Origin of the sequence: Mucilaginibacter gossypii (genome assembly GCF_900100945.1) — a bacterium.
GTDB classification, from domain to species: Bacteria; Bacteroidota; Bacteroidia; order Sphingobacteriales; family Sphingobacteriaceae; genus Mucilaginibacter; species Mucilaginibacter gossypii.
The window spans coordinates 161,113-176,570 of record NZ_FNCG01000007.1 but is presented as its reverse complement, the minus strand read 5'-3'; the positions used below and the strand labels follow the sequence as shown (position 1 = coordinate 176,570).

At 44.9% G+C, this 15,458-nt stretch carries 12 protein-coding genes; 7 read left to right on the top strand and 5 right to left on the bottom strand.

The window, feature by feature from the left end; all coding sequences use genetic code 11:
• The first annotated feature begins 957 nt into the window (after positions 1-957).
• From BLS28_RS15215 to BLS28_RS15200, 4 genes are all read left to right on the top strand, one after another.
• Positions 958-5,193, top strand: coding sequence for a hybrid sensor histidine kinase/response regulator (locus tag BLS28_RS15215; RefSeq protein ID WP_091168781.1), 4,236 nt, complete (start codon positions 958-960; stop codon positions 5,191-5,193).
• A 490-nt stretch (positions 5,194-5,683) separates the two neighbouring features.
• Positions 5,684-5,950: an NHL repeat-containing protein gene (locus BLS28_RS15210; RefSeq protein ID WP_091168778.1), complete on the top strand. Its 267-nt coding sequence runs from the start codon at positions 5,684-5,686 to the stop codon at positions 5,948-5,950.
• An 87-nt stretch (positions 5,951-6,037) separates the two neighbouring features.
• Complete coding sequence (locus BLS28_RS15205) at positions 6,038-6,907, top strand: helix-turn-helix transcriptional regulator (RefSeq protein WP_218134430.1); 870 nt, start codon at positions 6,038-6,040, stop codon at positions 6,905-6,907.
• Between the two features lie 74 nt (positions 6,908-6,981).
• Positions 6,982-7,533, top strand: coding sequence for a dihydrofolate reductase family protein (locus BLS28_RS15200; protein ID WP_091168775.1), 552 nt, complete (start codon positions 6,982-6,984; stop codon positions 7,531-7,533).
• Between the two features lie 365 nt (positions 7,534-7,898).
• Here the strand turns inward: BLS28_RS15200 and BLS28_RS15195 are convergent, their stop codons facing one another.
• From BLS28_RS15195 to BLS28_RS15180, 4 genes are all read right to left on the bottom strand, one after another.
• Positions 7,899-10,820, bottom strand: a complete 2,922-nt coding sequence (locus BLS28_RS15195; RefSeq protein WP_091168773.1) for an ATP-binding protein — start codon at positions 10,818-10,820, stop codon at positions 7,899-7,901.
• Between the two features lie 42 nt (positions 10,821-10,862).
• Positions 10,863-11,753 (bottom strand): hypothetical protein, encoded by an 891-nt coding sequence (locus BLS28_RS15190; RefSeq protein WP_143020777.1) that lies wholly within the window; start codon positions 11,751-11,753, stop codon positions 10,863-10,865.
• A gap of 17 nt (positions 11,754-11,770) precedes the next feature.
• Positions 11,771-12,691: a hypothetical protein gene (locus tag BLS28_RS15185; protein WP_091168767.1), complete on the bottom strand. Its 921-nt coding sequence runs from the start codon at positions 12,689-12,691 to the stop codon at positions 11,771-11,773.
• A gap of 437 nt (positions 12,692-13,128) precedes the next feature.
• Positions 13,129-13,713: a hypothetical protein gene (locus BLS28_RS15180; protein ID WP_143020776.1), complete on the bottom strand. Its 585-nt coding sequence runs from the start codon at positions 13,711-13,713 to the stop codon at positions 13,129-13,131.
• 374 nt (positions 13,714-14,087) lie between these two features.
• Between BLS28_RS15180 and BLS28_RS15175 the strand changes: the two genes are divergently transcribed.
• The 3 genes from BLS28_RS15175 to BLS28_RS31585 all read left to right on the top strand — a co-directional run bounded on the left by BLS28_RS15175 (position 14,088) and on the right by BLS28_RS31585 (position 14,868).
• Entirely contained in the window at positions 14,088-14,447 is a 360-nt protein-coding gene (locus BLS28_RS15175; RefSeq protein WP_176844479.1) for a response regulator, read from the top strand.
• 89 nt (positions 14,448-14,536) lie between these two features.
• On the top strand, positions 14,537-14,764 hold the full coding sequence (locus tag BLS28_RS30550) for a lipocalin/fatty-acid binding family protein (RefSeq protein ID WP_143020775.1): 228 nt from the start codon (positions 14,537-14,539) through the stop codon (positions 14,762-14,764).
• Positions 14,698-14,868, top strand: a complete 171-nt coding sequence (locus BLS28_RS31585) for a lipocalin family protein (RefSeq protein WP_176844478.1) — start codon at positions 14,698-14,700, stop codon at positions 14,866-14,868. The genes BLS28_RS30550 and BLS28_RS31585 overlap by 67 nt, the downstream gene beginning before the upstream one ends.
• Here the strand turns inward: BLS28_RS31585 and BLS28_RS15165 are convergent.
• Positions 14,862-15,251, bottom strand: coding sequence for a response regulator (locus BLS28_RS15165; protein WP_091168756.1), 390 nt, complete (start codon positions 15,249-15,251; stop codon positions 14,862-14,864). The two genes, BLS28_RS31585 and BLS28_RS15165, sit on opposite strands and share 7 nt — an antisense overlap.
• Positions 15,252-15,458 lie beyond the last annotated feature (207 nt).

The window sequence follows — 15,458 nt, the reverse complement described above, 5'->3', positions numbered from 1 at the left end:
TATCGATCATACACAATTCATAATAATCTTCACCCAGGACTACCATCCCCAATAGCTGAACCAACCAATGGCGATTTATAGTATCTATTGTTCTTGTAGGCAGTTTTAATTGTGGGATGGGATAGAACCGAATGCGGCTTACTATTTGACCTCCTACAACAAAATGCGCGTTTGATCCGAAATTCGTTTTACTTTAAATACAGGCTATCCGGGTGGCGGGAAGATTAAATAACAATTAATACTTTTGTTTGCATATCGCGATAGTCACATCACAAATTATCTCCTTAAATAATTCGGCCATGCCAGGTTTTGGCATAAGCTGACGTAAGTCTTTCTCAACTTCAATATTGATTCCATTGGCATTGTATCGAACCTTGCAAGGTGATTTACAATGGTAGTAGGTGTAATATGCATGGCGTCCTTTTGATGTGCTGCCAGTTAATTGTTTAGCGCAAAGAGGACAATACAAAAAGCCTCGGAGCACCAAATCTTTACAGTAAGTGCCTGGCCGGCTACTGCTATATTTTTCAATCCTAATGTCCATGGACTGCGATATACCGCCAGTATATATGGTTCCCAAAGGCAAATCATTGTCCATATGAGCATACCGGAACCTGTAACCTTTTTTATTTATTTTCGTTATAAGATAAAAAACAGCGTATAAAAAAACAGCATTGATTTAAATTGTTATTTTTTTATTATTTAATTCCGGAATTGAAAATATGTCTGCGCTTGTCTGTAGGGTATTGTTCGGGTCACCGACGGCAAATATTTACAACTGGGCCTGTTTGCCGGTTTATGCATCAAACGGTTTTTTCAGGAGTGGAAACACGGATGAAATTACTCCATATTTTGCTCAAAAAAAGTTGAAACTTAACTTAAACATGACTAACCTGTTAATGACGAACCTTTGTTAAAAAGCATCACGTATAACAACAGTCCGCTCAATTTACTGGCATGCGCAAAATAACCGCACGTTATCTTACCCTCCTTGTATTAATGTTTATTACCCGGCCTGTAAAAGCTCAAAAGCCGGTTTTAAATTTTTCTATATTAACGAGCTCCGATGGGTTGTCGCAAAATAGTGTGCAGTGCCTGTTAAAGGACAGCTATGGTTTTTTGTGGGTTGGAACGCAAAACGGGCTAAATAAATATGATGGATACACCTTTATGGTTTACAGGCACAGGGCCGGCGATAACCATAGTATTAATGCCAATGGGATCAATTGCCTGGCAGAGGACCACGAAGGGAATATCTGGATTGGTACACGTCTTGGCGGCCTGAGCAAATTTGACCGGAAATTAAATACATTTACAAACTACCGGCACGACCCACGTGATGCATCAAGCCTTTCCAACGATAATGTTAATTGCATTCTGGAAGATAACGATCAGCAAATATGGGTCGGGACAGAGGATGGTCTGAACAGGTTAAATTTTGGAACAGGCCGGTTCGATCGTTTTTCCGGCAAAAGCGGGCTGTCGAGTAATTGGATCACTTGTCTTTTCCAGGGTAAAGACGGTCTTTTATGGGTTGGTACAGACTTTGGCTTGAATTTGTACCATTCCAGGGCCGGTTCTTTTTCGTTTTACCGGCATCATCAATATAATTCTAACAGTATCAGTGACAATACAATAACGCGCATCAATACTGATTTTCGTGGCAATTTATGGATAGCAACTTATAACGGTTTAAATCGGCTCAATGAGAAAGACAAATCTTTCGAGAGATACTATCCGTTAGCAGACAGAAATTCAGTAACAGGCAAAAATCCGATATATAGTATCAGGCGAAAGGGTTCTGCGCACGCATTTTGGGTTGCCACCAACACGACAATTCAAATATTCGACCTGGATACAAAGAGGTTTCATTCATTGGCTGAAGAATTCGTACTGGGGACAGGTGAACCTGATGATGCAGAAAATGATATTATTGAGGATAAAAGCGGGATACTATGGGTCGCCTCTTCCTCCCTGGGCATTTATAAGTACGATAGCCACCTGACCTATTTTCCATCTTATAAATATGCCCGCAGCAACACACCTTCTGCCGCAAATATTATCCGTGGAATCGCTGCCGATAACAAGCAGGGGCTTTACCTGGCTACGGATTCGGGGGTAGATTACCTGAACAAACAAACCGGATACAGCAGGCATTTCAGTCATCACACAGAAGATGTGGCCAGCTTATCCAATAACTACACCTTGTCTATCCTGGTGAACAGGCAAAACACCAAGGTTTGGATAGGGACCTATACGTCAGGGCTAAATTGTTTGGATATCAAATCCGGCAAAATAAAGCGCTTTGTCGAGGGAAACAAGTCGTATAACCTGAACAATAATTCTGTTTACGCTTTGCTGGAAGACAGCGAAGGCATGATTTGGGCAGGCACAGCCAGCGGCGGTATAAATGTGTTTGACCCCGGGACAGGAAATTTTATTAAACTCGTGAACGACGCCCACGATCAACACAGCCTCGGAGACAATGGGGTAGGCGCCCTTTACCAGGATAAAGCCGGTGATATTTGGGTTGGCGGTTATTCCAGCGGTATCAGTATCTTCAACAGGCAGACCCGGAAATTTTCCAGGTATAATATGGCTAATAGCGGACTGAACTGTAATACGATCAATTGTTTTTTTGAAGACGATCAGGGCCGTATGTGGATCGGTACGATGGAGGGTGGGTTAAACCTTTTCGACAGGCATTCGAAATCATTCAAACATTATACCGAAACAGACGGGCTTGCCAATAATGATGTCAATTATATCAGCCAGGATCACACAGGTAAAATCTGGCTAAGTACTTTGAAAGGCATTTCTCAGTTTGATCCCGCTAATCAGAAATTCAGGAATTTTAATCGTTACAACGGCTTGAAGAGCGAAGAATTCAATCCGGGTGCGGGCATTAAGGTTCCCACGGGAGAAATTGCTTTTGGCAGCATCAACGGTTTGGTGGTTGTCCGCCCTGAAGATGTGTTTCTAAATTATAATAAGCCGGCGGTCGTGTTAACAGGACTTGAAATATTCAATAAGTCCGTAGACTTTGGTGAACGAAATTCACCTTTAAAACAAAGCATATCGACCACCAGCGAGCTGGTATTGCCTTATGCACAAGCGGTGATCACGTTCAAATATTCTGCACTGAATTTTACGGTGGCGCCGCTGAACCGATATGCCTATAAGCTGGAAGGTTTTGACAAGGAATGGGTGTATGCAGGCGATCAGCGGCAGGTTACCTATACTAACCTTGATCCGGGCACCTATTTTTTCAAAGTCAGGGCAGCAAATAATGATGGTGTATGGAATACCAGGCCGCTAATCCTCAAACTCGTCATTGTCCCTCCGTTCTACCTGACATGGTGGTTTCGGTTAATAGTTTTTAGCGCGATTCTTCTCGGCGCATACGGCCTTAACCGGTATCGTCTGCGGGAAGTAAGGTTTCAGAATGACAAACTGGAGTCGCTGGTAAAAATCCGGACGGATGAAGTTCAAGCCCAGTCCCGGGAAATTCAGGCCCAGTCTGAAGAACTGATGGCCATCAATGAAGAACTAAAGGCCCAGTCTGAAGAGTTGCTGGAACAAAGGGCCGAGGAATTGAAATCCCGGCAGAAAGCGGAAGCAGCAAGACTGGAGGCTGAGCGGGCTAACGAGGCGAAGACTGCATTTCTTTCCACGATGAGCCATGAAATACGCACGCCGCTCAATGGTGTGATCGGTATGTCTTCCTTGCTGGCCGAAACAACGCTTAATGAAGAGCAAAAGGAATATACTGCTATGATCCTGGCAAGTGGAGAAACGTTATTGAACGTCATCAATGACGTTCTCGATTTTTCAAAAATTGAGGCGGGCCAAATGGAAGTGGAAAGCCATGTTTTTAATTTAAGAACTTGTGTCGAAGAAGTGGTTGATCTTTTTCTTCAGAAGACCATGAATTCGCCGATCGATCTGATCTATAGGATTGATAGGAGCGTGCCCGAAAGTATCGTTGGGGACAGTTTTCATCTCAAACAAATCCTGACGAATTTAATAGGAAACGCCTTTAAGTTTACAACGGAAGGTGAAATCTATATCGGTATAAGCGCTATCAGCCGAAGCGATGGTACACACTCCCTTAAAGTCGAAGTCAGGGATACCGGCATCGGCATAGCTGAAGAAAAGGTGGACAAATTATTCAAGTCATTTTCGCAGGTGGACTCGTCTACGACCAGAAAATACGGCGGGTCAGGGCTTGGACTGGCCATTTGCCAGCGACTCGTCACCCTGATGGGAGGGACTATTAATGTCAACAGTATTCCAGGCACGGGAACTACTTTCTGTTTTGAGGTATCTTATACGGTGCCTGCCGGCCTGCCCCCGGCATCAGTGCTGAAAAATTTCCAGGTTGACGGGGAGCGAAAAGTTTTGATCATCGACGACAACCTAACCCAGCTGGAAACATTAGCCCAGCAACTGACAGCCTGGAAATTGACTTGTACGATTACCCAATCTCCTGTGCAGGCATTGCAGATTCTCCGTGAAAGCGAAGCCTTTGATGTGGTGATTACCGATTACAGTATGCCGGAAATGGATGGAGTAATCCTGTCGTCGAGGATCAGGGAACTTTACCCGCAGGTCCCGGTGATATTGTTAAACCCTTTAGGTGGTCAGACTGGCAAAATAAACATGGCTCTTTTTTCCGGTATGGTCAGCAAGCCTGTTAAACAGCACCAGCTCTTTAATGTGCTTGACAGGGTTCTAACAAAGTCTTCGCCGAACATCCTGTCTGGCGAAACTGATAGAAAGCGATTGAGTGAACCTTTTGCAGTGGATCACCCCTTTGATATCCTGATCGCTGAGGATAATGTCATTAATCAGAAATTAATCGTTAGAATCCTATCAAAGCTGGGCTATAGTCCTGATACGGCAGCTGACGGTGTTGAAGTATTAAACATGTTGGAAAAGAAAAGATATGATTTAATCTTAATGGATATCCAAATGCCTCATATGGATGGTATCGAAGCGGCCGGTGCGATTCGCCGGAATTATGCACAAATGCCTTTTATAGTAGCGATGACTGCGAACGCCTTTGAAGAAGACCGGGAGCGTTGTCTGAACGCTGGCATGGACGACTATATAGCAAAACCGTTTAAAATAGAGGTGCTCTTAACCGTGCTGGCAAGGTTGTCGCTCAAAAAAAATACGATGTATATATAATCCAATCCCGGATCGGGATATGGCCGCCGCCAGCTTCAGTTTCCTTATGAGGTGTTTAGTTATTTGGAAGAGACAAGGTTGAAGGTGTACAAGGAATGTCTGATACAGATCGGTATACTCAGAATTTACCTGATTTGACCAAATAATTCAAAAGCGTCCGATGGGCTGGTTCGGCAATGGTTATGCTGTGCGTGGATGTATGTTGTTCGTGTGAATTCCACAGTGATCACCAGAGTAGATCGTCTAAAAGGACAAGTTGTCACAGACCGCATGCGTTGGGAAGATGATGAACAGGAAATGGGCCTAAAGTGAGTAAACGTCCAATCCCAAAAAAACAGCGCGTTTATTGGCACGCTGGCGGGCATTCTACCTTTTAAGCCAGTTAAGTAAAGCGCCCACTTCCCGGTTCGATCACATCCAGGTGCGCCAGCGGTCAAAACCACGCAGTTGCTAACAATAATAGATCCGTAAAATTAGCAAGAACGGAACAGTGACAACGCTCGCAGGCAGCGGAGATCGGGCTTTTGCTGATGGCGCCCCGGCTACAGCATCATTTTCCGAGCCAATTGGATTAGCCGCGGATGTACAAGGTATTCTTTATGGGGGTGATTGCTTCAATAACAGGATCCGTAAGATAAGCAGGAAGGGGGAGGTAACTACAATTGCCGGAAGTGGTTTGTTTGCTTCAAATAATGGCAACGGCATCTCTGCGTCATCATTCCATTTTCCGGAGAATAAAAGGGTCAATTTAACATAGCGGAAGGAAACAAATTATTCAAATTGTGATCTATGTGTCTCCATCGGAAATCTAACCGATCATGTTGTAAGGTTGGGCTTTAAAGGCATGATTTGGCGTAATGAAATTCATTTCCAGGTATTAATTTGTATTTTTGCAAAACTTCTTGATTTAGAAGTAATACAAGATATGTATTGTGTACAATTACAGATTGACGGTCATTTCCCCCCTCCACCGAAAGCGATTGAATACAGAAAAATAAAACCTCACGAAGAACTGGAACCCTTTATTCATTTTTATTGGGAACTAAAAGGAAATGAACTCGAACGACAATGGGAACGGGTTTTTCCTGATGGTTGTGCCGGCATTTTAATGAATTTGGGAAATACTTGTTTGACAGACAACGGTTCGGTTTCAATGGAATTTGGTAAAACTTATATAGTAGGCGCAATGACTTCATTCAAGGATAGCTTGATTGACAGCGATACACATTTACTAGGCGTGTGCCTAAAACCTGCGACTTTTGCCAATTTTTATAGCTATGCTTCACAAAATGAATTGGCCAATGAGACTGTTGAATTTGAAAAATCCAAATCGTTCAATATTAGCAAAATGCTTGATAGCCCATTTAATTACCTTGACAATTTTTTTTACGACAGGATAAAAGGCAAAAACAATCAATTGCAATCAGTAATCAATGATATACATTCAATAAACGGGCAGCTCAGCATTTACGAACTATCAAAACGAAACTGCACGACTGTCAGACAATTAGAGAGGATATTTAAAAAACTAATTGGAATATCCCCGAAAGAATATTCAAATATCATCCGCTTTCAATATGCTTTGAGTTTAATCAGAAATTCAAATAAAAATCAAAGCTTCTCAGAGATCGCTTTCGAATGTGGCTATTATGACCATTCGCACCTTACCAATGAAATCAAACGCAACACCGGACTATCGCCATTGCAACTTTAAATTTGTCGTATTTTTCCAAAGTGCAGACTGCTCGCTGTGATTAATTTTACAGCAACCTTAAAAATTTAAGAGAAATGCGAAAAATATCACTATTCATAGCGGCAAGCTTAGACGGCTATATTGCCAAACCCAATGACGACCTTGGTTTTCTGAAGTTAGTAGAAAAAGAGGGCGAAGATTACGGCTATAAAGAATTTACGGAAACCATTGATACGTTAATTATTGGCAGAAAAACCTACGATTATGTTGTTAAGGAGATTGGTGCTTCTCACTACGATAATGGAGAACGAAATGTGTATGTTATCACAAGAACAGAAAGACCAAATGTTGGCAAAACAACATTCTACACAGGAAACTTAACCAAACTAGTGCAGCAATTAAAATCAGAAACCGGTAAAAATATTTATTGTGATGGTGGTGCAGAAGTAATAACCGAACTATTGAAAAACGATTTAATAGATGAGTTTATAATTTCGGTCATACCTGTTTTATTAGGTACAGGAACAAGGCTCTTTAAAGACGGAAGACCAGAACAGCTGCTTGAATTTGTGAAATCGAAGACATTTGAAACAGGCTTGATTCAACTAAATTACAAACGGAAAACGGCGGACAATGCAGTTTGTTGACCTATCAAATCATTGATAATCAGCGGTTAGTACCTGCGCAGGCATAGCCCAAACGCTGCTATACTTTACCAATAGGTGAACCATTACTATTGATGCTAAATGGATGAACCACTGTATATTGACCCCAGCCGGCCAATTTGGTTTTGACCACTTTTAGCTATTAGAACCAAATAGTTAAGGATGTAAATGAAATTGGCCGGCTGGGGGCGATCAGAATGGTTTTTTTCAATTTACCGCTAATCTTCGGTAAGCGGTATGGGAAGTCATCATAACTTGGGCGGCAGCAACCTGTACCGGTTCCAGGGCAAGGAGCTGGTTTCGGCCGATCCCAACGCGTCTGCCTGCTGAATATTGATTATACCACATCAATGATCATTTTTTACATCTCTTGGCGCATAACCGAAATAGTTGGAAAAACTGGTGGAGAAACTGGCCGGACTGCCAAAACCGACGCTATAGGCAATCTCTGCCACGGTGAGTTCTCCTGATTTCAATAGTTGCAGTGCTTGCTGGAGGCGTATCATGCGGATCAGGTCTCCGGGTGAATGACCTAGTGTATTTTTGAGTTTGCGGTGCAGTTGTGCCTTGCTTAGTCCAATGCTATCGCATAACTGATCCACCCCGAATAACTCGTTAGCTAAATTCGAATGTATAAGGTTACGTACTTTCTCTAAGAAGCGCAGTTCCTGGGGCGGCAAAGCACTGGCAGCAGGCTTCCAGGCCTCCTCACGCCGGTAACGCTCCTGTAACAACAGCCTGTTCCCGATGAGGCCGTCTGCCAGCGCAAGTAGTTCCGCCGGTTCAAAAGGTTTTGACAAGTAGGCATCTGCACCTGCGCTCCATCCTTTGTTACGGCTTTCCAATGCATTTTTGGCAGTGACCATCATTACCGGTATATGACTGGTTAGTTCCTGCGTTTTCAATTTACCGCAAACCTCATAGCCGTCCATTCCCGGCATCATCAGGTCGGTGATGACAAGATCAGGAATATACTTTTTGGCCAGCTGTATCCCTTCCTCGCCATTTCGCGCAGTTAATGTTCTGAACTTTACGTTTAGCGTTTCGCTTATAAATGCCCTAAGCTGATCATGATCTTCAATAATGAGCAGTAAGGGGCCATCGTTGGTAAGATCATCTTTCTCCTCCGTTTGTATAGCGCCCTTTTCGGCTTGCAGTGACAAATCTCCGTCGCCGATGTTGGCCAGTGTCATGTTCACCGGCAGTCTTATGCGGACCACCGTACCAACATTTTCCGTACTGGCGATAGCGATCGTACCGTTCATTAACTCAACTAATTCCCTGGCAAGCGCCAAGCCAATGCCGCTGCCTTCATTTGAGCGGGTATCGGAGGCATCTGCCTGATAAAACCGATCAAAAACGTATGGTAATTTAGCTGCCGAAATACCCATGCCCTGATCAGCGACCGTAAAGACCAACGCAGTAGGTTGCTGAGCTTTTTCCAAATCAACCGTTACAAGGATTTCACCGCCGGGCAAACTGAACTTTATAGCGTTTGATAACACATTCCTCAGTATCATGGTTAACTTCCCCTCATCAACCACTCCCCTTAACTTGCTAAACCGGCTTTTGAGTGCAAGCGTAAGCTGCTTCTGCATAGCGGCGTTGCTAAACGGAAGCAATACTGCTGTAGCTATTCCCAGGATATCGGCCTCGGCATTTACGATTTCCATTTTGCCCTCTTCCAGTTTGCTTAGATCAAGCAATTGGTTGATCAGGAGCAACAATTGCTGCGCATTCTCTTTGATGAGCCTACCCTGTTTTCGTTCAGCGTCGGTGCCGGCGTTTTCCGCTATCAGGCCGGCCGGTCCAATGATCAATGATAAAGGCGTGCGGAATTCGTGGGTCAGGTTAACAATGAACCGGGATTTGAGTGCATCCATTTCCCGTAATTTTTGAGCCTGGCTGCGCACCTCCAGCGTACGTGCCGCTACCGTTTTTTCCAGTTGATCAGCCTGTCCGGCCAATATTCTGTTCTTTTCCGTTTCCTGCGCCAGGCTTAATTCAGAAAGTTCCTGTACTTCTTTTAGCCGTGCGCTCAGGCTGCGATTAACATCGGAAAAATTAAGCGCAAGGTACACCGAAAAGCTTAATGGGATGGCCAGCAGCCCGATGCTCATCCATTTACCAATTAACTCATCATTACCATTCATCAGCCCAAAAATGTCGCTGCCCACCACCAGATAAAACAGGGTTAAGATGAGCATGCCCGCGCCGATGAGCCAGATCCTCGGCTTTCGGCGGAGTATTGCCCTCACCAGCGCAAATAAACCATCAGCCATTACCAGCAGGAAGTAAAAGATCTCCAGCCAAAAGATAGTCGCTCCGGAAGCATTACGATACTGCAGGAAATAATCCAGTAAGGTTAACGAACCTAACACGGCACTAATGAGTATACGCTTGCGTGGCAGGTGATCATCACTCACGCCATATAAAAGAATTCCGGCAAGGAAGGCGGCCACAATGATCCCTGTTTCAAAAAGATCGGCGGTTATCCGCTGCAGGTAGGGATCGCTCGTACCAACGGTTAGATAGCGAAGGTAAAGCACCGCTGAAGTAGCAAATAGAAAAAGGCTGTAATAAAGATTCAGCCGCTGTTTTGGATAAAAGGCAAATAGCGCCAGGTGCAGCAATACGAACGCCAGTTGCGCGCCAATGCTGGCCAGTAAAAAGCTGTTCATCTTCAAGCTATCAAGTGCCCGGCTGGCCAATTGCTCATAGGTACCTGCCCATAGCCGGAATGCGATATATTCCGGGAACGGCGGCTGCTCATTAACATATCTGACCGCGAGCAGGTGCTGCCGATGATCCGATAGGATAAAGGGATATACGCTGAAAGGGGCACGGGCAGAATGAGTTTCCCTTTTTGTTTTGCCGATTTTACCGGCTTCGCCGATCTTTTTCCCATCCAGATAGATCTCTGCGGCCCCGGTTTGGCTGATCCGGAATGCCAGCACCTTATCGATCAGGTTGTCATCTGCTTTTAACCATAACCTGAACCAGCCGCTTCCATGCCAGCCATTGGGTTGCCCGGTGCGGCCAAAGGCTGTTGTTGTAACCGCCCATGTGCTGTCCGGGATAGCAGGGTCGCTATAGTCTCTTCCATCCATCGTGTGGAAGCGCCAGGAAAAAGTATGGAGTGCAAAGCCTTCCTTATGGGCTTTTAAACTGTCGGTGAGCAGTACAGGAAGCCGGTTCATACCCTGCGGATGGCCCGCATTAAGCAGGAACAGACAGGTCAACAGAACATAAAACCGTAATCCGGGCATAGGTAAATTTATGATTTTTGAAGTAATTGCCAAAGAAGCGGCTCAGGGACACTCCGGACGGGTATGCAGCAGTTTAATTCCCATGAAATAAAACATGATAAAAGGGATAGCCGGTATGGAAACCAGATAGCTCATCGTGGAAAAAAAATCCGGCGCGGAAGGGGGTACTAAATTGAGCAGGCCTGCACAGAGGCTGATGATCACATGAGCACGTACGGCCCGAAGCTTAAGGTACCCCGTCCTGCCCAAGGCCATTGCAAACATGGCAGTCGCCAGATAAATCAGCGAAACCTCCGCTGTGCTGATCACGAAGAATAGTTCGCGAAAAGCAAGATACCAGTCAGGCCGGTTTGAAGTTTTGAAACTTTGAAAAGACGCGGAAAGAAAACTCCCCCAATAGGCCATATTGATCAAAAAAAGAGGTATCGCCAATGTCATTAAAGCGAGGCCCAGTGCTGCAAAAATTTTTTCCTTATGTTGCAGTAATTGATAAAGCGCTGCGGTGCCGAGGTAGGCCAGTATCCCGCCCAGGATCAGCAGGTTAAACCTGGTATGCTGCTCTCCCTCCAGGTCCAGCCAGCCCTGAATGGTTTGCGGCGGTCTCCCCATTCCGGCAAAAAGAGGGAAAATGATCCAGGGACAGATGAGCAATAGCGCGGTAACAATAGCTAACCGGCTACCAGAAGGATGGGATCTAAGCAGTTGACGCATGGCCAGCGCCATTATCAGGATATTGATCAGCCAGGCCGGCACATACCATTGCCATTTTACATGGCCTACACCGAAACCTAATAGAAAGGTTAAAAAAGGTACCGAAAAGAGGTAAGTTAAGCTTACTTTTTGGATAGCATTTAGGTGAGGTCTACCAGAAGCTCCGGGCGTGGCACCGCCGTCTGCGTTTGGAGCGCTTAATACTTTTGCTGTGATCATCATTCAAATAGTTGTCGATGTTATTGATACGAATAGTTATAGGTTGTGACGTAATGGGTATTTAACCCGGTAAAATAACTGGTATTTATCGTGATCTGCGTGGGATAGCCTTTATCGTTATAAACGTAGGTCAGATCATCCTGCTGATATTTAACAAGGGCGTTTTTAAGCTGGTCATATATTTCTGTAACGATCTGTTTAGGGTTGTTTTTACAATAAGCCAACGCAAATTCAGGAGTATACCCCTGGGGATAGGACGCTACCCAATAGTACCTGATCGCCGAAAAAGGTGAAGGCTTATCGTCGAACCCCGTAAAAGTTACACGCTGGTACATTTCACCAACCCGGACACCCGACAGGCGTACAAATTCGGCCGTTGCCAGGTTGCCCTTATTGTCGTACCTGTAATTATAGTTGAAGCCCCCCCCATCCGCAGTAATCGACTTCAACGGCAAGCCGTCTTTATTGTTTTCAAATTGCCATAGGCCACCGGGCTTGGTTTTCGAAACCCCGCTCGCGACATCCTTGTCAATATAGGTGTAAGTAACCTGAGTTGGTGCGGTTTTATAAATATTAACAGGCTTATCGGGCAATCCGACCAGATTATAAAGAAAACTTGTAGTGCTTACATGAACCAGCTCCTTAAATGAATTATACTCGTTAACATTTAGGTCAACCTGACTTGTGCCAACATTGCAGGTCACCACATTATCGGTCCGCGCATATTTTACCAGGTTGTTATCCTTATCATATGCATACTTATAAACATAAGTATTAGTCCCATCGTTCTTCGACTGACTGAGCGGGTACATGACCTGAACGTGGTTACTGTCAACCGGAGAAACGGGCTTTGGGTTGATATTTTTTTTCTGGCAATTGCTTAATGAAAGGATTGTGCATCCTGCAAGTGCATAAACTAATGTTTTAATAATTTTTTTCATGGTAGTGAGTCTTTTTAATAGCGTTAAATGGGCTAAGGCGATCAGATCACCATTGAGGATCACCAGTTAATGCCCGGCACAAATAAACGTCAAAGGCGAAAGGAACACTTTCGAATTTGTTGCAATTGCATTCGAATTTTTACTGCTGTTTTCGACAACAATACGCTTGAGTAGCGTCCACCTACCATTAAGATCAGCTATATTATTTAACGGACAGTTAGGTTGCGTCTGGATCCATACAAGTATTTTGTCCTGCAAAAAGCAGCTATGTTCCTTCTTCTATACATACACCAGGGTCAACAAATAGTCTATTTCAGCGTCCTATAATTACGCTTCCAGCACGATTTAACAAACCGCCGGCTGTGCCTGTGTTGACACAATCAAAACTCAACAGTCATTCTTTCAGCCTGGAAAAAACGAAAAGCCTTAGAACAGGCTTAATTGTACCAGCTGAAGCTGTGCTTTTTCAATGCCCGCACGGTTGCCAATATCACCGCTTCCTTATCGCTGACGGCATCGGTGCTTCCAATCTTTTTAATCAACATGTTTTTTAATTCCACAATTGCATCAATCGGCGCATCTCCGCGGCTTTTGAATCGTTTGCCGTAAACGGATAAGGCGTAGCAGCCACCGACAGCACCAAGACTGTAATTCATACCGAACGTCCAGATACCGTTTACACCTCGGCCAAGGTAAATCAAGCTATGACTGCCGTGCCGGCTTTTGTCGCCGAAGGCCAATTCTTCCCGGCCCAAAAATACCGGTCTCGTGGACCAGGCATATTTGTCGAAGCTTATTCCGGTAAATCCGGATTCAAGCCCTTTTCGGTTAAAAAATAAAAAATGGTTTGGAATGCCGATGTTACCGAAGCAAAAAACAATGTTATTTCCTTGCAAAAAGCCAGTCCCCGCCTTGCGGTTGTGCGGGTAAATTGACCGGTGGCGGTATGTGCCAATCGGGCTTGCGCGCCGGGTAACCGGAAGGAGGGGTCTTACTGCGCGGCGTGTCGATTTGGTGAACAATAGTGAACCTGACCGGCGGGCAGGGCCGAAGTAGCGATGTCAGCGGCACCCTTTTCAGAAAGAAAGATACAGCGTTCAGCGCGGGCTCTCGAGGGTACTTCCCGCGAATTATTTTGGTTATTTTTACCGTTCTTGGAAAACCAGAAAGCCATTATTTACTCACCGGCAGCGGTGCTGAACATTTTTAACAATTCGATCTCGCGGAAGCAAACCGAGCGCATCATCCAGCTGCGCGGTATTTTCGTGATGGGAAAAAGTAAAACAATTTGCTTGCAATTCAGTTTATTATATTATTGAAGTAATATTTTTCCACCGTAATAAAGTCATTTATGCACACGTTAGATAGTTCCAGTACGGATTGTGAAATGGATAGTGTGAAAAGGATTCTAATTGTGGATGATGATCAGGACATCCGGGAAATTATGGCATTTATTTTAAGGGAAGAGGGTTACGAGATATTTGAGCTGGACAAGGGGCGTGACGTTGTAGAAACGGTGGAGCGCATCCATCCTGACCTTTTACTGCTCGACGTAATGCTCGGTGATTCGGACGGCAGAGATATCTGCGGCGAACTGAAACGCAGGACAGCTACGCGAAATCTGCCGGTTATCATTGTCTCCGCTTCGCACGGCTATCATACCCGGCATGAAAAAAACTGTGGCGCGGATGATTACTTGCCGAAACCTTTTGAGATAGGCAACCTGGTCGACCAGGTCAGGCGATACGCCGCCTGAATGAAAGCTGTTCAGAATAAATTGTCGCTATAGACAAATCACCTGCATGAAAAAAACGACGGATTAAACCGTCGCTGGTTACAGGTCGTGTGGAAGAATACACGATCACGATCAAAGTAATGACCCGCACCTTTGACCCGGTCAAAAACAAAACGGTTGAAGCTACGGGCACCATGACCTTTACAGGCCGGGAAACCCGTAGCGAACCAAGGGTCCCCTATTTCCCGCCTATCTGCCGGATTACAACGTTTTGGATATTGACGGGGATTGCCGAAACGCGCTGGCATCGGGCAGCATCATGCGTTACCTCTGGTTAAGCTCCCGCGGGAGCGCTATACCGGAGGAAATAAAACAGCGCTTCCTCCTAAAGGCGATCAGCCTCGGTTTTGATATCAGCAGGCTGGAGTGCATGGCTCAGTGATCTGCCAGGTCAAAGCCATGGCTATCGCTATACAGCAGTCCCTGAACGGTTTCGATGAGCTCGTCCAGGTCAAACGGTTTGGCGATAAAACCGTCGAAGCCAAAATTTTCGAACCCGAAATCGCGCTGGGCATAGGCGGTGAACAGGACAACGGGAATATAGCTGAACTGCGTGTGGTTTTTGATCTGCCGGCAGAGTTCGCCTCCGTTACCATCCCGTAAACGATAGTCCAGTAAGATCAGGTCAGGCTCAAAGCCCGCAATGACCGATAAAAAGCCGGTACAGGTGCTAACACTCTGCACCTGGTAGCCTTCATAGGTCAACACTTCTGCTACGATCTGGACAATATCCAGGTTGTCGTCCAACAATAAGATTTTTTTCATAGGAACGCTTTCAATATGGTGTTAAGCTCAAAAAGCTGAAAGCGATAAAGTCACGCGGAAGAACGATGCTAAAGCTCATCTTCGCAAAATGACCGGGATCAGATCCTCAAACCATACGGTCCAAAGGTCGGCATAGTTTTCTGTAATTCCTATTTATAAGTAAATTATTTGATTATTAAGAAATTTTCATACAGCGGCTTCACAGAT